Annotated in this window: 23 protein-coding genes; 13 read left to right on the top strand and 10 right to left on the bottom strand. The window is 63.6% G+C overall.

The window, feature by feature from the left end; all coding sequences use genetic code 11:
* Positions 1 to 43 precede the first annotated feature (43 nt).
* From EP007_RS11320 to EP007_RS11305, 4 genes are all read left to right on the top strand, one after another.
* Positions 44 to 1,702, top strand: coding sequence for a long-chain fatty acid--CoA ligase (locus EP007_RS11320; RefSeq protein ID WP_128477758.1), 1,659 nt, complete (start codon positions 44 to 46; stop codon positions 1,700 to 1,702).
* Positions 1,703 to 2,005: 303 nt separating this feature from the next.
* Positions 2,006 to 3,160, top strand: a complete 1,155-nt coding sequence (locus tag EP007_RS11315) for an acyl-CoA dehydrogenase family protein (RefSeq protein WP_128477757.1) — start codon at positions 2,006 to 2,008, stop codon at positions 3,158 to 3,160.
* A gap of 98 nt (positions 3,161 to 3,258) precedes the next feature.
* Positions 3,259 to 3,600 (top strand): hypothetical protein, encoded by a 342-nt coding sequence (locus tag EP007_RS11310; protein WP_128477756.1) that lies wholly within the window; start codon positions 3,259 to 3,261, stop codon positions 3,598 to 3,600.
* Positions 3,601 to 3,827: 227 nt separating this feature from the next.
* The gene (locus EP007_RS11305) at positions 3,828 to 4,196 is read left to right on the top strand and encodes an aminotransferase class V-fold PLP-dependent enzyme (RefSeq protein ID WP_128477755.1); all 369 of its coding nucleotides are present in this window, start codon (positions 3,828 to 3,830) and stop codon (positions 4,194 to 4,196) included.
* A gap of 511 nt (positions 4,197 to 4,707) precedes the next feature.
* On the opposite strand, the gene EP007_RS11300 is transcribed toward EP007_RS11305, so the two are convergent.
* From EP007_RS11300 to EP007_RS11285, 4 genes are all read right to left on the bottom strand, one after another.
* Positions 4,708 to 6,390 carry an acyl-CoA mutase large subunit family protein gene (locus EP007_RS11300; RefSeq protein WP_128477754.1) on the bottom strand — a complete coding sequence of 561 codons (1,683 nt, stop codon included), beginning with the start codon at positions 6,388 to 6,390 and terminating at the stop codon, positions 4,708 to 4,710.
* A gap of 148 nt (positions 6,391 to 6,538) precedes the next feature.
* Complete coding sequence (locus EP007_RS11295; RefSeq protein ID WP_128477753.1) at positions 6,539 to 7,120, bottom strand: GNAT family N-acetyltransferase; 582 nt, start codon at positions 7,118 to 7,120, stop codon at positions 6,539 to 6,541.
* A 305-nt stretch (positions 7,121 to 7,425) separates the two neighbouring features.
* Positions 7,426 to 7,731 (bottom strand): DUF7565 family protein, encoded by a 306-nt coding sequence (locus tag EP007_RS11290; protein ID WP_128477752.1) that lies wholly within the window; start codon positions 7,729 to 7,731, stop codon positions 7,426 to 7,428.
* 73 nt (positions 7,732 to 7,804) lie between these two features.
* Entirely contained in the window at positions 7,805 to 8,500 is a 696-nt protein-coding gene (locus EP007_RS11285) for an HAD family hydrolase (RefSeq protein WP_166035554.1), read from the bottom strand.
* A 384-nt stretch (positions 8,501 to 8,884) separates the two neighbouring features.
* On the opposite strand from EP007_RS11285, the gene mce reads away from it, so the two are divergent.
* Complete coding sequence (gene mce / locus EP007_RS11280; protein ID WP_128477750.1) at positions 8,885 to 9,268, top strand: methylmalonyl-CoA epimerase; 384 nt, start codon at positions 8,885 to 8,887, stop codon at positions 9,266 to 9,268.
* A 9-nt stretch (positions 9,269 to 9,277) separates the two neighbouring features.
* On the opposite strand, the gene EP007_RS11275 is transcribed toward mce, so the two are convergent.
* Positions 9,278 to 9,925, bottom strand: a complete 648-nt coding sequence (locus tag EP007_RS11275) for an FAD-dependent oxidoreductase (RefSeq protein WP_128477749.1) — start codon at positions 9,923 to 9,925, stop codon at positions 9,278 to 9,280.
* Positions 9,926 to 10,051: 126 nt separating this feature from the next.
* On the opposite strand from EP007_RS11275, the gene EP007_RS11270 reads away from it, so the two are divergent.
* The 3 genes from EP007_RS11270 (at position 10,052) to EP007_RS11260 (ending at position 13,338) form a co-directional block, all read left to right on the top strand.
* Complete coding sequence (locus EP007_RS11270; protein WP_128477748.1) at positions 10,052 to 11,812, top strand: 2-oxoacid:acceptor oxidoreductase subunit alpha; 1,761 nt, start codon at positions 10,052 to 10,054, stop codon at positions 11,810 to 11,812.
* Complete coding sequence (locus tag EP007_RS11265; protein ID WP_128477747.1) at positions 11,809 to 12,672, top strand: 2-oxoacid:ferredoxin oxidoreductase subunit beta; 864 nt, start codon at positions 11,809 to 11,811, stop codon at positions 12,670 to 12,672. Before EP007_RS11270 ends, EP007_RS11265 begins: the two co-directional genes overlap by 4 nt.
* Before the next feature lie 237 nt (positions 12,673 to 12,909).
* Positions 12,910 to 13,338: a hypothetical protein gene (locus EP007_RS11260; RefSeq protein WP_128477746.1), complete on the top strand. Its 429-nt coding sequence runs from the start codon at positions 12,910 to 12,912 to the stop codon at positions 13,336 to 13,338.
* A 6-nt stretch (positions 13,339 to 13,344) separates the two neighbouring features.
* Here EP007_RS11260 and EP007_RS11255 read toward each other — a convergent pair whose 3' ends face one another.
* Positions 13,345 to 14,352 (bottom strand): twin-arginine translocation signal domain-containing protein, encoded by a 1,008-nt coding sequence (locus EP007_RS11255; protein WP_128477745.1) that lies wholly within the window; start codon positions 14,350 to 14,352, stop codon positions 13,345 to 13,347.
* Positions 14,353 to 14,521: 169 nt separating this feature from the next.
* On the opposite strand from EP007_RS11255, the gene EP007_RS11250 reads away from it, so the two are divergent.
* From EP007_RS11250 to EP007_RS11235, 4 genes are all read left to right on the top strand, one after another.
* Entirely contained in the window at positions 14,522 to 15,427 is a 906-nt protein-coding gene (locus tag EP007_RS11250; protein WP_128477744.1) for a hypothetical protein, read from the top strand.
* Between the two features lie 102 nt (positions 15,428 to 15,529).
* Entirely contained in the window at positions 15,530 to 16,285 is a 756-nt protein-coding gene (locus tag EP007_RS11245) for a hypothetical protein (protein WP_128477743.1), read from the top strand.
* Positions 16,286 to 16,415: 130 nt separating this feature from the next.
* The gene (locus tag EP007_RS11240; RefSeq protein WP_128477742.1) at positions 16,416 to 16,628 is read left to right on the top strand and encodes a hypothetical protein; all 213 of its coding nucleotides are present in this window, start codon (positions 16,416 to 16,418) and stop codon (positions 16,626 to 16,628) included.
* Complete coding sequence (locus EP007_RS11235) at positions 16,621 to 17,850, top strand: digeranylgeranylglycerophospholipid reductase (protein WP_128477741.1); 1,230 nt, start codon at positions 16,621 to 16,623, stop codon at positions 17,848 to 17,850. The genes EP007_RS11240 and EP007_RS11235 overlap by 8 nt, the downstream gene beginning before the upstream one ends.
* A gap of 66 nt (positions 17,851 to 17,916) precedes the next feature.
* Here the strand turns inward: EP007_RS11235 and EP007_RS11230 are convergent, their stop codons facing one another.
* A complete protein-coding gene (locus EP007_RS11230; RefSeq protein ID WP_128477740.1) occupies positions 17,917 to 19,512 on the bottom strand; it encodes an AMP-binding protein in 1,596 nt (531 codons plus the stop codon).
* Positions 19,505 to 20,329, bottom strand: a complete 825-nt coding sequence (locus EP007_RS11225) for an alpha/beta fold hydrolase (protein WP_128477739.1) — start codon at positions 20,327 to 20,329, stop codon at positions 19,505 to 19,507. The genes EP007_RS11230 and EP007_RS11225 overlap by 8 nt, the downstream gene beginning before the upstream one ends.
* Positions 20,330 to 20,417: 88 nt before the next feature.
* Here EP007_RS11225 and EP007_RS11220 point away from each other — a divergent pair, with 88 nt between their 5' ends.
* Positions 20,418 to 20,834 (top strand): MaoC family dehydratase, encoded by a 417-nt coding sequence (locus tag EP007_RS11220; protein ID WP_128477738.1) that lies wholly within the window; start codon positions 20,418 to 20,420, stop codon positions 20,832 to 20,834.
* 327 nt (positions 20,835 to 21,161) lie between these two features.
* Here EP007_RS11220 and proS read toward each other — a convergent pair whose 3' ends face one another.
* Positions 21,162 to 22,619 (bottom strand): proline--tRNA ligase, encoded by a 1,458-nt coding sequence (gene proS / locus EP007_RS11215; RefSeq protein WP_128477737.1) that lies wholly within the window; start codon positions 22,617 to 22,619, stop codon positions 21,162 to 21,164.
* A gap of 118 nt (positions 22,620 to 22,737) precedes the next feature.
* Positions 22,738 to 23,280, bottom strand: coding sequence for a hypothetical protein (locus EP007_RS11210; protein ID WP_128477736.1), 543 nt, complete (start codon positions 23,278 to 23,280; stop codon positions 22,738 to 22,740).
* Between the last annotated feature and the right edge of the window lie 101 nt (positions 23,281 to 23,381).

Genomic DNA, 23,381 nt, shown 5'->3' with positions numbered 1-23,381 from the left:
GAACTGTAACAAAGTCTAAGGTGTCGAAGCGAGGATAAAGCGTATGGGTGGAACTGACCCGACGCTTCGACCGTTTCTCTGGCGCGCGGCCAACCTGTACCCCGACACCGAAATCGTCTCGCGGACGGGACAGGGCATCGAGCGATACGACTACACCGAGTTCGAGGGCCGGACCGCCAAGTTGGCGAACGCGCTCGACGCGGCCGGAATCGACTCGGGCGACCGAGTGGCGACGTTCTGCTGGAATCACCACCGACACTTCGAGACGTACTTCGGCGTCCCCAACTCCGGCGCGCAGTTGCACACCATCAACCCCCTGCTCCCGGACCACCACATCGAGTACATCGTGGAGAACGCCGACGACCGACTCCTGTTCGTGGACCCCTCGCTGGTCGAGAAGTTGGAGGGACCCGCCGACTCGGAGGCGTTCGAGAGCATCGAGCAGTTCGTGGTGATGGGCGATTCGGTACCCGACACGTCGCTCGAACCGGTGACTGACTACGAGTCGTTCGTCGCCGACGAGTCCACCGACTACGACTGGCCGGACCTCTCGGGCGACACGAAGGCCGGGATGTGCTACACCTCCGGCACGACGGGCAAGCCCAAGGGTGTCGAGTACACCCAGCAGATGCTCTGGTCGCACACGATGGCGTCGCTGACCCCGCAAGGACTCCACTTCGACGAGTCGGACGTAATCATGCCGGTCGTGCCGATGTTCCACGTCAACGCGTGGGGGATGCCCTACTCCGCCGCCGCGGCCGGGGCCAAGCACGTCTATCCCGGTCCCGCACCGGAACCGGCCGACCTCGCCAAACTCATCGAGGAGGAGGGCGTCACGTTCACCGCGGGCGTCCCGACCGTCTGGCTCGGACTGTTGGAGTATCTTGAGGAGAACGACGCCGACCTCTCGTCGCTCGAAACCATCGTCATCGGCGGGAGCGCCGCGCCCGAGGCCGTCATCCGGCGCTTCGACGAGGAGTACGACGTAGACGTACTCCACGCGTGGGGCATGACCGAGACTTCCCCCATCGGCACCGTCTCGCACCTCAAGGACGGGATGGAGGATTGGGAGGCCGACGACCGCTACGAGAAGCGCGGCAAGCAGGGTCTCGTCGTCCCCGGTTTGGAGTTCAAAGTCGTCAACGACGACGGCGAGCAGGTGCCGTGGAACGGCGAGGACTTCGGCGAGATGTACATCAAGGGACCGTGGGTCACCCAGTCGTACTTCGAGCGTCCGGAAGCCAACGAGGAGGAGTTCGAGGACGGGTGGCTCAAGACCGGCGACGTGGTGACGGTGGACGAGGAAGGGTACGTCAAAATCGTGGACCGCGCGAAGGACGTGATCAAGAGCGGCGGGGAGTGGATATCCTCGCTCGAACTCGAAAACGCCCTGATAGCCCACGACGAGGTGGCCGAGGCGACGGTCATCGGCGTGCCACACGAACGCTGGCAGGAGCGACCGGTGGCCTTCGTCGTCCCGGTCGAGGGAACCGACGAGGACGCCCTGCGCGAGACCGTCATCGACGACATCGAGGCGGAGTATCCGCGTTGGTGGACCCCCGACGAAGTGGTGTTCATTGACGAGGTTCCGAAGACCGCGACTGGGAAGTTCGACAAGAAGGTCCTGCGCGACGAATACAGCGGGGAGTCGCTGGTCGAGGGGTCGGTGCCAGAGGAGGCCGCGCCCGACGAAGACGAGTAAGTCGGCGCACGCAATCCAACAGCAGCGAATTTCGACAGTTTGGCAAACACCCCGGCGCGTGGGGTGCGGGGTGTCCGCCCGGAGGTTGTGGGGGTATGAGGCTGTCGCGGTGCGGTGCTGTGCGGTCGCGGTCAACTCCGTTGTTCGAGCCTGACGCTCGATTCCTGTCGATTTACCGAATCGGCGACGGAGGAATAGCTCGGTCTCCCAGCACCAGCAGTCTCCCGAACTCAATCAACTCGAAGAAACTCGTTAGGTCCGAATACCCCCGAAATATAACTCCACAGAGTCCTTCTATCCGCTATGGAGCTTCTCAGCGACGACATCGTACCGGAGTACGCCCACGAGGTCAAACACGAGGCGCGCGAGTTCGCCGAGGAACACATCGCGCCGAACGCCGAGGAGTATTTCCGAGACGCCACCTACCCCGAGGACATCCTCCAAGCCGGACAGGACGCCGGACTCGTCGCCCAAGACATCGGCGAGGAGTGGGGCGGCCGGGGTCTCGACGTGGTTCAGATGCTCGCTGTCGCCGAGGAGTGGTTCCGGGCCGACGCGGGCATCGCGCTGTCGCTCCAACTCGCCAGTTTCGGCGCGGAAATCGTGGAGGAACACGGGACCGAGGCCCAGAAGGAAGAATACCTCCGACCGGTCGCCGAGGGCGACCAGATAACTGGTCTCGCCGTCTCGGAACCCGACACTGGAAGCGACCTCTCGGGGATGCAGACCACCGCCGAGAAGGACGAGGAGACTGACGAGTGGGTGCTGAACGGCGAAAAATACTGGATCGGCAACGGCGTCGAGGGCGACTGGATAACTGTCTACGCCCGAACCGGCGACGACGAGGACAACCGCTACGGCAACCACTCGCTGTTCATCGTGCCGACCGACACCGAGGGGTACGACGCCGAACACATCTCCGAGAAGATGGGGATGCGCGCGAGCAAGCAGGCCCACATTGTCTTCGACGACTGCCGGATTCCCGACGAGAATCTGGTGGGCTACGAGGGTGCCGGATTCATGCTTCTGGCGGAGTTTTTCAACCACGGACGGACGGTCGTGGCCGGGCACGGTCTCGGTCTCGCCGCCGCCGCCATCGAGGAGGCGTGGGACTTCGTTCACGGCCGCGAGGAGTTCGGACGCACCATTTCGGACTTTCAGGCGGTCCAGCACGGTCTCGCCGACATGCGGTTGGAGTTCGAGTCCGCCCGCGCGCTGACCTACCGCGCCGCCGAGAAAGTCCGCGACGGCGACAACCCGAGCCTGTGGGCCGCGATGGCCAAGACGAAGGCGACCGAAGTCGCCACGGACTGCGCCGAGCAGGGAATGCAGTTCCACGGCGGGCGCTCCATCCTGACCGACCGCCGCATCGCGCGGGTGTACCGCGACGTGCGCATCCCGGTCATCTACGAAGGGTCCAACGAGATTCAGCGGAATCTGGTCTACCGGCAGTCCTGAGACGGACGTATCGTTTCCAGACGATTTTGTAGCGATTTTTCCGAACGGAGTGTCAGTCGTCGCCAGCACTTATCGGGCAGTCTGCGGTGAGAGAAGCCGTGACTCCGACCAAACTCAGGGCCGCGATGCCTGCGCTCGACCACATGACGTACCTGAACACCGGGGCTGCGGGACCGAGTCCGAGGAACGTTGTGGCGGCCGTCGAGTCCTGCGTCGAGCGCCACGAGTGCGACGCGCCCGCCGCGGAGCGGATGTACCGCTACACCTTCGACGTGCTCGATGACACGCGCGAGACCGTCGCCGACCACCTCGGCGCTCGCGTCACCGAGACAGTAGGATGGCTAGCGACTCCGAATTGGTCGAAAGAGTCAACAACACTGGTACTAACTGATACGGACCGTCGTAACTCGATACTGCCGGACCGTTCTACAGATGAGTAAAGCGAGTGTCTCAAGGATTGACTTCGAGGCGAGTCACTACTCGTGGACCGGTTCCGAAAATTAAAATCGTTTGTAGGTGATACCTTGACCGCGTGACTGTTCGACGGTCTAACAGCGATTATCGGCGTCACAGTAGTGCAGTGGGATAAGTCCAAACATCTTTTCACCTCCAATAGTATATAATAAAATAGAGTAAAATAAAATTATCTTAAATAATATTATGTTATATGATAGAAATAATTTGCTGGCGGTTCCGCTGGCCTGCACCGCCGCGACGGGTCGGTACTCGCCAAAGTCGTCGAGACCATCGAATAATTGGCTACGAGACGATTCGGAATCACATCGAAACCCTGACCGACCGAGTTAAGGGCGGTATCGAAGACTCCGAGACCGCGCGCCTGCTGAGTCCCCGCGAATACGAGTCGGGTCTCGTCACGTTCGCCGTCGAGGACCCAAACGCTGAGGCGTTCGTCGAGGCGTTGGCGGGAGACGGCGACCAAATCCGGTCGCTCCCGTTCCTGGAGAACGCGGTCCGAGCGTCGGTCTACGTCTTCAAAACCGAGGCGGACGTGGACGAACTGGTCACACGACTGTGAGAGTTGGGTTCCAATAGATTGCGGAGAACTGAAGTTATTTTTTGGCGGCCACATCGTCGGCCGCAATCGTCACCTGTTCCGGGGAAACGCGATTACGCACCGTAGCAGTATCCGGCGCCAACGCAGATGGCGTGCTGGAGCGGCTTGAAGTCAATCATGTGTGTCACCTCCAAGTTACCAATTGCCACATGCACATATAAATTCTCTGGTATTACCACACTCTAAAAACAACCATATTCATGTGAAATCCAAATATAGTCGCAGTCCGCGGGTCGTGCGGTCGTTCGACTCGAAGGAATTAGCAGGCGATATGAAACCGATGGCCATCGACGGACCGCTGGCACTAACAGCCGTCGTTGATGTCTCCGTCACAGACTTGGAGCGGATTAAATCCGAACGTGGTCTCACCCCGAAATGTATTTTTCCCTATGAAAGAATAAAATTATTATAAAATAGGGTATCGTTACAGAAACGCGAGGAGACTGCTCTGCGTGTCAGGGTTGGGCCGATGTCAAACTGCCGCGCCGGGCTTGTACTCCCCGAACACGTCGCGCATGACGCCGCAGATTTCTCCGACCGTCGCATAGGCTTTCACCGCCTCGACGATGTAGGGCATCACGTTCTCCTCGCCCTCGGCGGCCTCCCGGAGGGCGTCGAGTTTCGCCTCGACCTCCTCGTCGTCGCGGTCGGCCTTCACGTCGTTCAGGCTGTCTATCTGGCGCTGTTCGTCCTCCTCGGTCACTTCCTGAATGTCCACTTCGGGGTCCTCGTCCACCTCGAACTCGTTGACGCCGACGATGACGCGCTCTTTCTCCTCGATTTCGCGCTGGCGCTCGTAGGCCACGTCCTGAATCTGGCGCTGGACCCACTGGTCCTCGATGGCTTGCAACATCCCGCCCTTCTGGTCCACGGTGTCGAGGATGTCGAAGGCGTCCTCTTCCACACCGTCCGTCAGGCTCTCGACGTAGTAGCTTCCCGCGAGCGGGTCGATAGTGTCGGCGGCACCCGACTCATGGGCGAGAATCTGCTGGGTCCGGAGCGCGGTCCGGACGCTCTCCTCGGTCGGGAGCGCGAGGGCTTCGTCTTTCCCGTTGGTGTGGAGGCTCTGGGTCCCACCGAGGACGGCCGCCAAGGCCTGATACGCCACGCGGACGATGTTGTTGTCCACCTGTTGGGCGGTCAGGGTCGAACCGGCGGTCTGGGTGTGGAACTTCAACTGCTTGGACTTGGGGTTCTCCGCGCCGAATCGCTCCTCCATAATCTGTGCCCACATTCGGCGGGCCGCGCGGAACTTGGCGACCTCTTCTAGAATGTTGTTGTGAGCGTTGAAGAAGAACGAAAGCTGGGGCGCGAACTCGTCCACGTCGAGTCCGGCCTCGGTGGCGGCCTCGACGTACTCGATGCCGTTACCGAGCGTGAACGCCAACTCTTGGGCGGCGGTCGCTCCGGCCTCGCGGACGTGGTAGCCCGAGATAGAGATGGTGTTGAACTTCGGGGTCTCCTCGGCGCAGAACTCGAAGATGTCGGTGATGATGCGCATCGAGGGTTCCGGCGGATAGATGTAGGTGTTGCGCGCGATGTACTCTTTCAGGAGGTCGTTCTGGATGGTCCCACGTAGCTCCTCCCTATCGACGCCCTGTTTGTCGCCAACGGCGATGTACATCGCCAGCAGGACCGACGCGGGCGCGTTGATCGTCATCGAGGTCGAGACCTCGTCGAGCGGGATGCCGTCGAAAACGGTCTCCATGTCGTGCAGCGAGTCGATGGCGACGCCGGACTTGCCGACTTCGCCCGCGGCCATCGCGGCGTCGGAGTCGTAGCCCATCTGGGTCGGCAGGTCGAACGCCATCGAGAGACCCGACGAACCGTTCTCGATGAGATACTCGAAGCGCTCGTTGGTCTCCTCGGGCGTCCCGAACCCGGCGTACTGGCGCATCGTCCAGAGTCGCCCGCGGTGCATCGTGGAGTACGGCCCGCGGGTGTACGGTTCCTCGCCGGGAAAGCCCAAGTCCTCGTCGTAGTCGAGGTCGGCGGCGTCGTCCGGCGTGTAGAGGCGCTTTACCTCTTGGCCGCCCGTGTCGGTGGTGAACTCCTCCTTGCGCTCGCCGAACCGCTCGACCGTCGGACCGACGGTTTCGTCCTCCCACTCCTCGCGTGCCTCACGTATCTCTTCGAGGTCGTCGGCGTCGAACATTGTATGGACCGACGGCCGGACCGGTCTTAACAATTGGCGGATTGGACGCGGCGCGCGCGAGACAATTCAGGAGAACGACGAGCGCGGCGAGTGGTTGACCACTGAGTGAGACCACGCGCCGGAACGACCGGCGACCGGGGTTCCGTGCTTATCCGCCGGTGTCGTACTTGTAGGTCGCCTCTTTGGGGTCGATGCCAAAGTCCTCCGCAGACTCCTCGGGTTCGGTGTCTTCCTCGTGAGGCTGGGCGCGCTTGAACCGCTCGCGCAGGCGGTCGGGCATGACGAACGCCTCGGCGTCGAGGACCATCCCCACCGCGTCGGGGTCGATGGTCTCGCGCTTGGCGTCGAGACGCTCGCGGAGTTTGTCGGGCAGGTCGCTGGACTCGACGCCGCGGAAGCCGAACTGCGAGAGATAGTCGGTCGCGCCCGTCAGCGAGAACACGGCGTCGAAGCCGTGGTCGCGGGCCTGCTCGACCAGTCGCTCGACGACGTGCGCGCCCACGCCCTGCTCGCGCCACGACTCCAGCACGCCGATGCTGGTGAGTTCGCAGAGTTCCCGGTCGTCGGTCTTGTGAATCCGGATGCGGCCGAACCCCGCCTTCTCGCCGGAGGTCTCGTCGATTGCGACCACGTAGTCGCGGGAGCGGAACGCGGTTTCGTCGAGACCCATCGCCTCGATGTGGTCCAACAGCCAGACTTCCTCCCTGTTTTTCGCGCCCCGGACGTACATGGATGTGACTTGGCTGTCAGACCGTAAAAAGGGTGTGGCGCGAAGAGTCGAAAGCACTCCACTCGACGAGTAAAGCGGGTTTCACTCGTGTACTTTGTCCAGCTCAAATAAAATATGTAGAGTCAAAACAGAGGCCACGAGGAGTTGTATTCCCTGTAACAGTCGATTCTGGTATCGGCCAGTTACGAAATTGTATCCCGAGATTACAGCGACGCCGACGAGTAAGAAGACAGCGGCCGCTGCGAACGCGCTATTTGCTTCTACCCATCCGACGGTCTCGTCGTTCATAGGTCGTAGAAGCGAGGTTACAGTCCACCCGTAACTTCGTCCAGTCGGTTCACGACCTGCTGGAGGTCGGCGTCGTCCTCGATGGCGTCGCGGACGCGCTCGCGCTGGCGGACCTCCGCGGCGCTCGCGCCGTAGGCCCGGACGTACTCCGCGCGCGAGTGTTCATCGAAGGCGTGGCGGATAGCGAAGTAGCCGTCGGGGACCACCGAGCCACAGACCTTGCACTCGCGGCGCTTGTGGTCGGTCGTCTGATGCACGATGGCCTCCTCCACGTCGTCGAACGCTTCGCCGCAACCGTCGATGCCGCACTCCCAGTCGCTCATTGGCGAGTGGTGGAAGCCACGCGACAACAAGCTTTCGGCACCCTCGCTGCGGACGCCCCCACTTGCAGCGGGACTACTTGAACAGCGCGGGAACCTCGCGGAGCGACCCGACGCAATGGTCGGGTCGCTCCGCGCTCTCTCCTGCTTCCGAGGCTATCCCGTCTCCTCGGTCGTCTTCGGCCACGTAGACGCCCGTGAATCCCTCTCGCTGGGCGGCGCGCACGTCGCGGTCCAAGTCGTCGGCGACGAAAGCGTATTCGTCGGCGGGAATCGCGTCCCGCGCGGCCGCGAAGATTTCGGGGTCGGGCTTGCCCGCGCCGACGTCCGCCGAGATAACGACCGACTCGAAGTAGTCTGCGAGGTCGTGGACGGCCAGCTTTCGGCGCTGACCGCGCGCGCCGCCGTTGGTCAGGACGCCGAGCGCAACGTCGGCGGCCGAGTCGTCGGACTCGGCCGCCGCGAGCGCGTCGAGCGCGTCGCGGGCACCCGGCCGGAGTTCGGTCGCGGCCGCCTCGCGCTCGGCATAGCTCTCGGCCAGCGCCTCGGCGGGCGGAGCGAGGTCGTACTCGGTGCGCAGGTCGGCCATCGCCGCGCGGTAGGGGTCGGCGCGGCACTCGCCGAGGTAGTAGAAGAACGCCTCGGTGAAACACTCGTGGCGCTCGGCGTCGGCGCGGACGCCGTGGTCGGCCAGCGCCGCCTGGAAGACTGCCGCGAAATCGTCGGGGAGCGCGACCAGCGTGCCGTCGAGGTCGAAGAAGACTGCTTGCACTAAGTCGGAGTTCGAGATAGTCCGACAAAAAGGTCAGAGTGGAACGTGACTGAGAGTCCTGGTGTGAGCTAACAACCATTTTAAATTCTTTGGTTTAGATAAATTTATGTGGTAGATAGTGACTAACTAACAATGGAGGTGAGAAAGTAATGTTCGGATTCAGCCCCTTGGACCACGACTGGTGCGGTTCCTGGTGCGCCGACGGCTAACGACGGTCGGTCTTCGACCGACTTTTCGGTGGTATCTTACACGCATCGTAGTATCAACTGCTCACAGAAACAGTGTGTCCCTGCTAACCATCTCGGAACGCGTAGCTCTGTCCTCACCGAGATACTGAGCCAAAGACCCCGGAAACTATACTCCGACGACGCGATATTCTCGCACATGCACATCGACCACGTCGGAATCGCCACCGAGGAGGCCGGAGACCTCGCGGAGTTGTACGCCGACCTGTTCGACGTTCCGGTCATCCACGAGGAGGAGTTCGACGGCCTCCGAATCGTCTTCCTTGAGTTCGGCGATAGCTACTTCGAACTGCTCGAACCGCTCGAAGACGGCACTATCTCGCAGTATCTGGACAGAAACGGACCGGGAATCCATCACGTCGCGCTCGAAACGGACGACATCGAGACGGCGCTCGACACCGCGCGCGACCACGGCGTCACACTGCTCGACGACGAACCGCGACCCGGCGCGTGGGGCCACGATGTCGCGTTCCTCCACCCCAAATCGACCGGCGGCGTCCTAATCGAGTTCGTGGAACACTGACTGAAAGAGTTAGCTGTCGGGCGCGGGACCGAAGTTCTCGGTCTTGGCGTCCTCGGCGTCGATGTTCGCGGCGTCGAGCGCGGCCGTCGCGCGGTCGAGGAAGTCCGCGAAGCCGTAGATGAACGTCTGGCCCTGCGCGTCCGCGAGGACTTCCAGCACGTCCTCGCTACTCACGTCGTCGGTGATTGCGACCGTCGCGCCCGCGTCGGCGAGCGCGGTCAGTCGGTCCTCGTGGGCGGGTTCGTCGTCCTCGTAGACTACCGTGACGGTCGCTCCGTCCTCGTTCGCGCGCTCGCCGATGCCGACCGCGGGACCGACGCCCGGCCCGCCCGCGAGGACGACGACGCTCTCCTCGCTCTCGTAGTAGGCGTCGCCGAAGGGACCGGCAACCTCGACCGCGTCGTCGGGTTCGAGGTCCGCGAGGTAGGGACTGAGCGACCCCTCGGGGTCCACCTCGACGGTCGTCTCGAAGGTCTCGTCGGCGTCCGGCGACGAGAGCGTGTAGTGGCGCGTGACCTCCTCGCCGTCTATCGTCGCGGCTAGCTGGACGAACTGACCGGGGTGGGCGTCGAATCCCGCGGGCGTCTCCAGCGTGAGCGCGATGGTGTCGGTGCCGACCGTCTCGACTGAGCGGACCGCGACTTCGGTTCCGTCCATGTCACTTCCTTGCCGAGGCGCGACTAAAGAGCCTCCGACTGCGGCCGCGAGTCGGTATCGGAAACCCTTGCCGCAGGGGCGCTTCAGAAGGTTTTTGATTTGGCATGGGTTACCGGCTAGTTAGGAATGCCAGACGACCTGAACTGGGCCATCGGCGGAGAAGCCGGCGATGGGATCGACTCTACCGGGAAAATTTTCGCGCAGGCGCTTTCCCGCGCAGGACGACACGTTTTCACTTCAAAGGACTTCGCGTCCCGAATCCGGGGCGGCTACACCGCCTACAAGATTCGGAGTTCGACCGACCGCGTCGAGAGCGTCGTTGACCGCCTCGACATCCTCGTCGCGCTGACCGAGCGCACCATCGACGAGAACCTCGACGAACTCCACGACGGCTCCGTCATCATCTACGACGGCGAGCGCACCGAGATGGAGGATATCGAGATTCCGGGCGACATGACCGGGCTATCGGTCCCGCTGCAGCGCCTCGCCGAGGAGGCGGGCGGTGCCATCATGCAGAACATCGTCGCGCTCGGCGCGGCCTGCGAAGTGACCAATTTCCCCATCGAGAACCTCGACTCCGCGCTGGAGAAGAAGTTCGGCAACAAGGGCGAATCCATCGTCTCGAACAACAAGGACGCCGCCCGCAAGGGCCAAGAGTTCGTGGCCGAGGAGTTCGACCACGAGTTCGACTACGACCTCGACACCACCGACAACGACTACGTCCTGCTGAACGGCGACGAGGCCATCGGCATGGGCGCAATCGCGGCCGGATGTCGCTTCTACGCCGGATACCCCATCACGCCCGCGACCGACGTAATGGAGTATCTGACCGGGCGCATCGAGCAGTTCGGCGGCGAAGTCGTGCAGGCCGAGGACGAACTCTCGGCTATCAACATGGCGCTGGGTGCGGCCCGCGCCGGTGCCCGTTCGATGACCGCCACGTCCGGGCCGGGCATCGACCTGATGACCGAGACGTTCGGTCTCGTCGCAACTAGCGAGACCCCGCTGGTCATCGCCGACGTGATGCGCTCGGGTCCCTCCACCGGGATGCCGACCAAGCAGGAGCAGGGCGACCTCAACATGACGCTGTACGGCGGCCACGGCGAGATTCCGCGGTTCGTCGTCGCACCGACCAACGTCGGCGAGTGTTTCCAGAAGACGGTCGAGGCGTTCAACCTCGCCGAGAAGTACCAGACGCCCGTCTTCCTGCTGGCGGACCTCTCGATGGCCGTCACCGAGCAGACCTTCGACCCGGAGGTCTTCGACATGGACGCAGTGGAAATCGACCGCGGTAAGGTCGTGGATGACGACGAGGTCGAGGCGTGGACCGACGAGCGCGACCGCTTCCAGCCCCACTTCTCGACGGCCGACGGCATCAGTCCGCGCGCGCTCCCCGGCACGGAGAACGCGGCCCACATGTCCACCGGTCTCGAACACAACGCGCTCGGCCGACGGACCGAGGACACGGATGTCCGCATCGAGCAGGTGGACAAGCGCAACCGGAAAGTCGAGACCGCCCAGAACGAGGAAGACTGGAGTCCCCGAGAGTTCGGGAACCCCGAGTCGGATAACCTCGTCATCTCGTGGGGTTCGAACGAGGGCGCGATGCGCGAAGCCCTCGACTACCTCGACGAGGAGGACATCGACGTTCGGTTCCTTTCGGTGCCGTACATCTTCCCGCGGCCCGACCTCAGCGATGACATCGAGGCGGCCGACGAGGTCATCGTCGTCGAGTGTAACGAGAGCGGACAGTTCGCCGACATCCTCGAACACGACGCCCTCACTCGCGTCAAGCGGGTGAACAAGTACAACGGCATCAGATTCAAGGCCGACGAACTTGCAGAGGAAATCGAAGCAAAACTCCAGAGCGAGGAGGTCGAAGCATGAGTTCAGACGTTAGATTCACCGACTTCAAATCCGACAAGCAGCCGACGTGGTGTCCGGGTTGCGGGGACTTCGGCACGATGAACGGCATGATGAAGGCGCTGGCCAACACGGGCAACGACCCCGACAACACCTTCGTCGTGGCGGGCATCGGCTGTTCCGGCAAAATCGGCACCTACATGCACAGCTACGCGCTCCACGGCGTCCACGGCCGCGCGCTCCCCGTGGGCACGGGCGTCAAACTCGCCAACCCCGACCTCGAAGTGATGGTCGCGGGCGGCGACGGCGACGGTTACTCCATCGGCGCGGGTCACTTCATCCACGCGGTCCGCCGGAACGTGGACATGACCTACTGCGTCATGGACAACCGCATCTACGGGCTGACCAAGGGCCAAGCCTCGCCGACCTCGCGCGAGGACTTCGAGACCAGCACGACCCCCGAGGGACCGAAACAGCCGCCGGTCAACCCCCTCGCGCTCGCCCTCTCGGCGGGCGGGAGCTTCATCGCTCAGTCGTTCTCCACGGACGCCCAGCGCCACGCCGAAATCGTCCAGAAGGCCATCGAACACGACGGCTTCGGCTTCGTGAACGTCTTCTCGCCGTGCGTGACGTTCAACGACGTGGACACCTACGACTACTTCCGGGACTCCATCGTGGACCTCGACGACGAGGACCACGACCCGACCGACCGCGACGCGGCCAAAGACAAGATTCTCGACGCCGACAAGGAGTATCAGGGTATCCTCTATCAGGACGAGGAGAGCGTTCCCTACTCGGACCTCCACGGTCTCGATTCCAACATGGCCGACATTCCGGACGGCGCGCCCGAGGGCGCGATGGACCTCGTCCGCGAGTTCTACTGACGCCGCGCTCGTCGCTCTTTCTTCTCGATAGGTCCCCGCGACTACTGCTTTCGAGGTCGGAGATTCGTAGTTACGCGCGAGTTCGGTAATGGCACGTTCGGTGGTTCGCAGTCACCTCCCCGATAGGCGACTTTCCACTACCGTCGCCGGACGACTGCATCGGGCCGCAGTCCGAATTTAAACGGATCAGAAAAATTATAAAGAAGATACTTTACTGCGCGAAAATTGTAACCGAACATGATGAGAAGAGAATTCTCCGCCGTGGCCGCCACGCTTCTTTCTACCGGCTGTTTGGGGATGCTCGGCTCTGAGAGTTCCTCTGGTGACGGGAAAATCGCCGTAGAGAGCCGAAACTGCGGAGAGGTGTCACAGACCGCGAAGTGCGAATCGAACGGACAGAAACTCTCGATACGAGGAGCGTTCGGCGTCGAGGATACGTGCCGGACACTCGATTATTCACTTTTTACGACTGCGAACTCGAAATCGCCGAAACGGGTGTATCTCGACGTAACTGCAATTGACGGTGGCGTCGAGAGTTGCACGTCGTGTCGCGGGACGCTCGGCTACTCGGCGACGGTCACGCTCCCAGAGGACATTGATATCGCGGTCGTCTCTCACGTCGTCGAGGGGGAACAAATAGAGGTGGCACGGGTGGAGACCCAGTAACGGGTCTCAGTTCGTGATCGGGGTCGTAGTGATCGGTGGGTTCTCTGCCACGTAGTAGAATTTCGAATCGACGTCCATCTCTCGGAGGACGTGGTTCGGAATGTTCTCCGCTCTCGTCTTCTTGATCCCGAAGTGATCGACTTGCTCTTGACTCATCTCTTGTGGGGTCGTCCACTCGTAATCCGGCGTGGTCGAATCGGTCGACCCGTCGCCGGAAGTCGAGACACTTCCGGACGTCATCGACACACCGCGGTCACCGAAGGCGACGTCCCAACCGTTTCTGGCGAGGCCGACCTCCGAGTAGATGTTGAGATTGTTAGTGGCGTACGGGTCGCCGTCGTCGTACTCGTCCACGTAGAAGTTGAGGTGGTGGCCACACTGGGCGACACCACCCGTCCCCGCGTAGGTGGCGACGTGGTCGTAGTTGTTGTTGCTCTCGGAGTATCCATCGAGTGTCCGCACCAGTATCTCAGCCAACGTCGTCGCACTGAGAGCGTAACTGGCCGCCGTCGAACCCGCAGCGGTAGCCGCGGCACCGAGAACTGCGGTAGCAGCGCTCACGACGTCACTGCCGTCACCTAGGTCACCGGTCCCTTCCGGGCCGAAGCCGAGTTCACGCTGGTTCTTCGAGGTGAAGACGCTCAGGTAGGACGTATCGGTGTTCTCGATGAGCATGCTCTGAGAGGTGACCTCCGAAGCCTTCGACCCGTTCTCTTCGCAGGAGGCGTCTCCCGCCATCCTGAAACTGTGGTGCCAGTAGTCTTCTCCACTGGGTGGGTCCTTGGCGGCGACGTCCCATCGGTGAAGGGCAGAGCCGAGGTAGGTCGTGAAGCCGCTTAACGAGTCGTAAGACGTCGTCAAGCTGGTTTTCTCACATCCGTCGTACGTCGAACAAGCGATGGCGGGGCCCGTGGAAACTTTAAGTCCGACGACCCCGGTCCCTGCCGCGGCGGAGCCTTTGAGGAAGTTTCTACGATTCATTGCGCCAGCGCTTTGGTCTTTCTCATCGACCATGAAATTTAATTCTCTCCCCCAAGAAGAATAAATATTTCTTAGAAATTCTTACTTAAATTAATTTCTCTAAAGAGGATATCAAATGATGGGAGCCATACAGGAATTGTCTCGCGCGAAATAGAGAACCGTCCCCACAAAGCGTAACTTCGGCTGCGTCGTGGCGTCGTCAATGCATCGACGGGAGCTACTCGGGGCCGTGGGGACGGGAACCGTCGGACTGACGGGCCTCCTCGGGATGGGAGCGCGGGGCGCGGGACAGGACACCGAAACGACCACGATGAGGGAAACGACGACCGGGGGCGAGGAGTTCGACGGCATCGAGTCGTCGGCCGACCTGCCGTTCGCCACGGTCTCGGTCGGGACGCGGACGGGCGTCCTAACGCCGGAGAACGCCCGGCCTCACGAAATCCGGGTCTGGAACGCCAGCGACCGAGCGCGGACAATCGCGCTCCGACTGACGCGAGGCGGCGAAACCGCGACGCTCGACCGGCGCGTCGAGTTCCCGGCCGACGGCTACCTGACGCTCCGACTGCTCGAACCCGGCGACTACGCGCTGGCGGTCGCGGCGAACGGCGACGCGACCGCCCGGACCGTCGAACTCTCGCGCTCGCAGTTCGACTGCAACGACTCGCGGACGGCCGTGCGCGTCGCGCCCGACGGGGGTGTCCAGTCGGTGACGACGACCGAGGAGGCCTGTCCGCTCGCGGTGGTCGAGCGAACGTTCACCGCGTTTCAGGGCACCTGCGGGTCGGCCGACGACGCCAACGTCTCCTTCGGCGAGGAGTCGGTCGGCGTGTCGGGGGCGATTCGCGTGCCGAACCCCTGCTACGGCGCGCGACTGGCCGAAGTCGCGGTCTCCTCCGCCGACGCGCTCAGGGTGGTCGTCGCCGCGACCGACCCGACCGCGGGCGTGTGCGTGCAGTGTGTCGGGACCGTCGAGTACGCCGCCGATTTGGGGTTGCGCGACAGCGTGCCGGAGACCGTCGAGGTGGTCCACCGGAGAGACGGCGACTCCGCGGTGGTCGCCACGGCGTCTCGCGGAGAGGAGACCACGACGGACAGGGCGAGTTCGTAGGTCGCCGGTCACGGACTTGTCAGAAACTGGCGAACCGGCCTAGAAAATTCCACGTTGTAGAATCAGAAAGAAATAAATTTGGTTAGTGTTATTATTAATTGTATGCAGGACGAGAAACTAGACGACGCAGATAGTGCCACTAACCGCCGCTCGCTCCTCCAACTAGCCGCGCTCGCAGGCCTTCCGTTTGCCTTCGCGGGGAATGCGTCAGCCTCGACTGACCACGACCACATGGGTGAGACATGGGGTTCGTCTTCACTCGATGGTACAGGACTTAATATTGAACTGGGTACAGGTGTCCCGCTCGATCTTCATTCGAACAGAAACTCCGGACTCGTAGCGACCACCAACACCGGTGCGTCGGCAATCCAAGCCATCTCAAGCGACGATAGCGGGACCTCGTACGGTCTCTACGCTTCCGCCATTAGCTCGAATCCGGACGCGTACTCAATTCGCGCGAACGGCGATGTTCGCGTCGAAGGCGACTTTGAGGCTACCGGCACCAAGAACTTCGTCCAGTCCGTCGAGACGGCCGACGGCGAGAAGCAGGTCGCCTACACCGCCGTCGAGGCCGACCAAGCCCAGACCGAGACCACCGGCGTCGCCGAACTCGACGACGGCCGCGCCGAAATCGACCTCCCCGAACACTTCGGCATGGTCACGTCCGACGACGAGGACCTTGTCGTCCAACTCACGCCCTACGAGATCGACGTGCCCGGTCTCGCCGTCACCGAGCGCACCACCGACTCCATCGTGGTCCAGTCGCGCGACGGCACGGGTGACTTCGAGTTCTCCTACACGGTTCGAGGCGTCCGCGAGGGGTACGAGGAGACCCCGGTAGTCAGCGACTCGGAGTAGTCCGGCCGCTCGAAGCAGTTGAAAAGCGGTCTGACACGTCTCGTCTTTTGCCCGCTCCGCGCCAACAGAATTTCCGTGTGAGAGCGTTTGCGTCCGTTTTTTAAGGGAGAGGTGACTACAGGCAGTAGAGATGACTGCGGACGAATACGACACCGGCGAGCGGACCTCGCCGAGCGACCGGGCCGCCGGGGGCGACGCGGGGTGCGGGGTCCCCACGCCGGTAGGTTCGCGCGACTGCTTCGACGCCGACCGAATCCGCGGGCCGACCGGCGACCCGCCCGCCCGACGATTCGGAACGGAGATGCCGTCTGGACCTACTTCCGAGGAATTACTCTATGTCTGACCACTTCGACGTAGTAATCGCGGGTGCTGGACCGGCGGGCGCGCAGTGCGCTCGGGACTTGGCCGAGCGCGGCTACGATGTCGTCGTCCTCGAAACCGAGTCCGAGGACGAGTTCCCCGCCCAGAGCAACAAATCCACAGCCGGGACGTTCCCCTCGATGATGGGCACGTTCGGTATCCCCGACGACGTGGTGATGAACTACACCAACGACGTGGTGCTGGAGTCGCCCAACGAACACTACGTCCGGTACCAACCCGGCGCGGTCCTCGAATTCGCGGAGTTCAAGAACTTCCTCGCGGACGACGCCCGCGAGGACGGCGCGGAATACTGGTTCGACGCCCGCGTCTCCAAGCCCATCATGGAGAACGGCGATATCGTCGGCGTCCGATTCAACGGCGACCAAGAGGTGTACGGCGACATCGTCATCGACGCGACCGGTCCCGCCGCGCCGCTGGCCAAGGACCTCGGCGTGACTGGTCTCGAACGCGAGCATCAGGCTATCGGCGTCGAGTACGAATTGGAAGGCATCGACATCGACGCGGACGGCTACGCCGACCTCACCGACGCGATGATGCTTCGCCTCGACCACGACCTCGCGCCGGGCGGCTACTCGTGGATTTTCCACACGGGCGAGGACACCGCGAAGGTCGGACTCTGTTACATCCAGAACGAGGCCCACCGCAACTACGCCAAAGACGGGATGGGCATCGACGGCTACCTCCAGTACTGGCTGGACAACGACCCGCGATTCGAATCGGCCGAGCGAATCGCCGGGAACCAGCACCGCGGGTCGGCCCACATCCAGATGCCCGACGGCTTCAGCACGGACAACTTCATGGCCATCGGCGACACCGTGCCGACAATCGACCCGCTCTGGGGCGAGGGCATCTACACCTGCATGAAGTCGGGCCGAGCGGCCGCGGTCACCGCCGACCGCTGCTTTATGTCGAACGACCGTGACACGTCCGCCGAGAAACTCGCCATCTACGACGACCTCTGGCACGAACGGGTCGCCCCGAAGATGCGGCGGCGACTCCTGATGACCCAACTGCTCTATCTCGTGTCGAACGAGCGCTACGACACGCTCATTCAGGACCTGAATCGGGTTGACGGCGACGCGCTCCGGAAGGCCAACGCCGGAAGCGTCCGAGGAATCCTGAAACTGATGCACAGCGACGACATCCCGACCTTGGCTCGGTTCGTCAGGGAACGACTGCTGTAGGAACGCCAGTCGCGGACGGAACGGTAACCGCCGACCTCGCTTCTCGCCGAATCGCTTCTCACCGACTCACTCCTCGCCGAACGCCGATTTTACGGCCTGCCGGTCGATTTTCGACGGTCCCGCGGTGGGCATCTCGCCGACGAACGCCAGATGGCGCGGTCGCTTGAACCGGGCGAGTTTCCCCCCCAAGAAGTCGGTCAGTTCGGCCAGCGTCAGCGACTCGTCACCCTGCACCACCGCTTTCCCGACCTGTCCCCACTGGTCGTCGGGAACCGGGACGACGACGACCTCCTCGACCTTCGGGTGGTCGGCGATGCGGTCCTCAACGGCGGCGGGATAGACGTTCTCGCCGCCCGAGACGTACATGTTCTTCTTCCGGCCCTCGATGTAGACGTAGCCGTCGTCGTCCGTGCGCGCGAGGTCCCCCGTCGAGACCCACTTCCCGAACGTCTCGGCGGTCTCGGCTTCGTTTCGCCAGTAGCGGTCGGCCGCGTGGGGACTCGCTAGTTCGAGTTCGCCGATTTCGCCCGCGGGCAGTTCCTCGCCGTCCTCGCTCGCCACGCGCGCGTCGGCGTGCATGACGGGCACGCCCACGCTGTCGGCCTTCTCGCGGGACCATCCATCAGGCATCGTGAAGTTGTTCGGGCCACACTCGGTCAGGCCGTAGCCCTGCGAGAGGTCCACGCCCCTGTCCCACCACGTCTCCATGACCGATTCCCGGCAGGGACCGCCGCCCGACTTGGCGAACCGGAGCGTCGAGAGGTCGGTCGCTTCCCAGTCGTCGTGGTCGGTCATCATCCGGAGGACCGCCGGAACCGCGACGAGGACCGTCGCGCCCTCCGACTCCACGAGGTGCAGAACTTCGCCCGGTTCGAACTCGCGGGCCAGCACCACCGTCGCGCCGAGGTGGAACATCGGGACCGTCAGGACGTTCCACCCGCCGGTGTGGAACATCGGGAACACCATGGGCGTCACGTCCTCGGGGCGCAGGCCCCACGCCGTGATGGTGTTGAACGAGTTCCAGAGGATAGAGCCGTGAGTGAGGACCGTCTCCTTGGGCACTCCGGTCGAACCCCCAGTGTGGAGAAAGAGGTGCGGGTCGTCCATCGACGCGTCGGCGGTTTCGACCGGCGAGTCGTTGTCGGGGAGCGCGTCGGCCCACGGGTCGGCCGCGAGTTCGCGCGACTCGGACGCCGTGGCGTCCGAGTCGCGCGCGGATAGCGACCGGACCGAGCAGTCGAACTCGCGGTCCTCGCGGGCCAGCACGTCTTCTGCCAGGTCCGCGAAGGGGTCCTCGACAACGAGGAGTTCGGGGTCCACGTCGTTCAGCATCTCGACCAACTCGCCCGCGGCGAGGCGGTGGGAGAGCGGAGCGAGAACTCCGCCAGTCTTCGCCGTGGCGAAAAAGAGGTCCACGAGTTCCGGGCGATTCCGCGAGATGACCGCCACGCGCTCCCCGTCCTCGTCGCCTCCCGCGTCGCCAGTCACGCCCTCCTCGCGGAGCAAGCGGGCGGTGCGATTCGCTCGCCTGTCTAACTCGGCGTAGGTGAACCGCTCGCCCGTCGTCGCGTCCACGAGTCCGACGGCGTCGGGCGAGAGTTGCGCGCGCTTCTCGCTCCACGCGCCCACCCAGTCGTAGGGGCGCTGGCGGTGGCTACGCATGGCTCAGGAACTCCGCGAGGCGGTCGTTGACGGTCTCGGCCTGCTCAATGAAGAAGAGGTGCGAACCGTCCTCGAAGCGGGCGCGTTGGGCGCTCGGCAGCGCCTCGTACAGCAGGTCGGCGTTTTCGACCGGGAGGACGCGGTCGGCGGTCCCGTGGGCGACGAGGACGGGCACCTCGATGTCGCCGAGTCGGTCGCTCGCGTCGAAGCGCGCGACTCCGGCGGCTTGGGCCTCGCGTGCGGCGTCACTCGCGTCGCCCGCCAGTCGCCAATCCACGATACTCTCGATGAGGTCGTCGTTTTCCGCCCAGAACTCGTCGGTCATCGCGGGCTTCATCTTGTACCGGATGGCCTCGCGCTCGTCCGCGTCCTCGGGCACGCCGAACATCCGGGCTTGGGTCTCCTCTGGGGTCTCGGGCGCCTCGTCGCCACCGGGACTGGTGCAGAGCAGGCCCAGACTCTCGGCGCGGTCGTAGTCGAGCGCGTACTGCTGGACTATCATCCCGCCCATGCTCGCGCCGACGACGTGGGCGCGCTCCGCGCCGACGGCGTCGAGGACTGCTTCGAGGTCGCTGGCCATCTCGGCGACGGTGTACGGGCCGTCGGGCGCGTCGGAGTCGCCGGTGCCGCGGTTGTCCCAGACGACGACGCGGTAGCCCTCTTCGGCGAGTCGGTCTTTCTGCCAGCGCCACATCCACCGGCCGTAGCCCAACCCTTCCACGAGCGCGACGGTCTCGGCGTCGCGCGCATCCTCGTCGTCCTCCGGGGCGATGGTCTCGTAGTAGAGAGAAATTCCGTCGTTGTCCGCGTAAGGCATAGGTCATCCCACGAACGAAGCCGCCTTGAAAACCCCCTTTCACATGTTAACCTCCGGATTGATTCACCGGCGGGCGCGACGTTCGACCATGCCAGTCGCAACTGTCGAGGACGCCGCCGAAGCCACGCTGACGGTCACCGAGGAGACAATCGACGACTACGCCGACTTGACCGGCGACGACAATCCCATCCACCGCGACGAGGCGTACGCCGCCGAGACGTTCTTCGGCGGCCGCGTCGCCCACGGGATGCTCTCGGCGGGCGTCGTCAGCGCCGCGCTCGCGGACCTGCCGGGCGACATCGTCTATCTCTCGCAGGACTTGACGTTCCAGAACCCTGTCCGGCCGGGCCAGACCGTGACTGCGACGGTGACCGTCGAAGAGGAGTTGGGCGACGACAGGATTCGGGTCGAGACGGTCGCCGAGGCTGAGGGCGAGGACGGGGAGACCGAGCAGATTCTGTCGGGCGAGGCCGTCGTCATGTCAGTGCCCCACGAGAGCGAGTAAGCGCCTCCCTCGTTGGACTCCCCCTTTACCACGTCGGCGCGCGCTGGCGCGGCCCGTCAGTGGCCGCGCCATCGTCGCGCGAGGGACGAGTATCGCAGGCCGACGGCCGAGAAACGCAGGAGGTTGGGGAGGAATGAGGCTGATGCGGGCGGTGCTGTGCGGTAGACTCCTCTGCTCAAGCCGGAAGCTAGCTTTTCGCTGACTCTCCCGCAGAACAGGTATTTACGGCTATCCCTCTGTTCAAGCCTGAAGCTAGTCTTGCTCTACCCTTTCCAGTTCACGAAACATCTCGAAAACCGCCGACAGAAAACCGAACGACGACGACTCTCAGTACGACTTGGCGAAGTAGGCCGTCTCACAGGCCTCGTCGCCGCAGACGCCGCACTCGTCGCCGATGGGTTCCTCGTCACGGTCCATCGGGACCATCACGATTTCCGCGGAAATCTCCTCCTTGATGACCTGCTCGCAGGCCTCGTCGCCGCACCACGGCGTCTTGACGTAGCCGCCGTGCTTGCCGATAGTGCCCAAGATTTGGGAGGTTTCGTAGGCCTCGCGGACGTTCTCCTCCAGATTCTCCTTGGCGTCGTCGTAGAGTTTCGCGTACACTTGGTCGAAGTGCGTCTGGATGGTCTCGCCGATGTTTTCGCGGTCCTCGACCGCGTTCTCGCCGTCGGGGCGGTGGACAACCGTGAGTTCCTCGTCCTCGACCTCGTTGGGACCGATTTCGATGCGGACGGGGACGCCCTTTAGCTCCCACTCGTTGAACTTGAAGCCGGGGTTGCGCTCGTCGCGGTCGTCGAGTTCGACGCGCACGTCGGCGTCTTCGAGGTCGTCGGCGACGCCCTCGGCGTAGTCCAGAACCTCCTCGCGGTTGTCCTCCTGCCAGATGGGGACGATGACGACCTGCTCGGGCGCGATTTTGGGCGGGCAGATGAACCCTTGGTCGTCGGAGTGGGTCATGATGAGCGCGCCGAGCGCGCGCCACGAGAGACCCCACGAGGTCGTGTGGGCGACGCTCTCTTCCTCGTCGGTGTCGGTGTAGGTCAGGTCGTAGGCCTCCGCGAAGCCCTGCCCGAGGTAGTGGGAGGTGCCGCCCTGCACGGACTTGCCGTCGGGCATCAGCGCCTCGACGGTCGTCGTGGTGTCCGCGCCGGGGAACTTGTCGTGTGCGGGCTTGCGACCCCGCATTACCGGGATGGCCAGCACGTCCTCGTAGAGGCTCTCGTACTGGTCGAGACGGGTCATCGTCTCGTCCCACGCCTCGTCCTCGGTCTCGTGGGCGGTGTGGCCCTCCTGCCAGAGGAACTCCTTGGTCCGGAAGAACGGCTTGGTCTCGGTGGCCTCCCAGCGGATGACGCTACACCACTGGTTCAGGCGCAGGGGCAGGTCGCGGTGACTCCGGACCCACTGGCTCATGAACGGCGTGATGATGGACTCGCTGGTGGGTCGGAACGCGAGGCGCTCTTCGAGTTCGTCGTGGCCGCCGTGGGTCACCCACGCCACCTCGGGGTCGAACCCTTCCACGATGTCGCTCTCGCGTTCGAGGTAGCTCTCGGGGATGAGCGCAGGGAAGTAGGTGTTCTGCGCGCCGGTCTGCTTGAACTGCTCGTCGAGGAAGTCCTGTACGCCCTCCCAGAGGGCGTACCCGCGGGGTCGGGTGACGATGAACCCGCCCATGGGCGCGTAGTCGGCGAGTTTCGCCTTCGTGACCACTTCTGCGTACCAGTCTCCGGGACTGTGTTCTTTACTTTCGGTGATGCCGAGTTCCTGCTCGTCGTCGCTCATTGGGTACTGGTTTCTTCGATGCGGTCTTAAAGGCGATGAAGCTGTGGTAGTGTTTCAGTCGATGCCGCTGGCCGGGCGTCGCGGGCGATACACCGGAGCGTCGAGTCCGACGACGCTATCAACCGCGGTCCGCATTTTCGACGGCGAACGGACTCTCGCCGTCCTGCCAGTCCCACCCCGGCAGTCGCGTCTGGAACCCGGCCGCGAGCGCCGCGTCGAGGTCGTCCGCTCCCGCGGTCTCGCGGGCGTCGCCCGCTCGTTCTCCCGAGGCGCTTCGCGCCTCGCCGCCCTCGTCAGCGTGGACGCTCACGTCCGCGTAGTGGAACGTCGCCTCGCCGAGCAGGCGGAGCGGTTGGGTCCCGGCGACCGTTCCGGCGAGTTCCCGGCCCAGCATCTCGTCTACCACGAACCCCGGATAGTCGCCTGCCACGTCCAACTCACGGAGGACGGCGACCAGCGCCGCGACGTTGACCGCGCGGTCGCCGTCAGCGAAGACCGCGTCCACTTCCTCGCGGTAGGCCTCGGAGCCGACCTCGGAGACCTCCGTCTCGAAGAGGTCGCCGAGGCCCGCGCGGACCTCGTTGATGAGCGGTACCACCACGTCCGCCCGGTCGCGGACCCACTCGTACTCGTCGGCGACGCGCTCGGGAGTCAGTCGCATGGTCGGAGGATGGTCGCCCGCCGACTTGTGTCTGTCCGCTTTCGAAGCGGTCGGTCCCGCAGGCGCGACCCAGAGCGCGGCGATGCCCGCTTTGAGAAGGC

The organism is Halorussus pelagicus, assembly GCF_004087835.1.
GTDB classification, from domain to species: Archaea; Halobacteriota; Halobacteria; order Halobacteriales; family Haladaptataceae; genus Halorussus; species Halorussus pelagicus.
The sequence above is the reverse complement of the archived record's forward strand: the minus strand, read 5'-3'. Positions and strand labels throughout refer to the sequence as shown.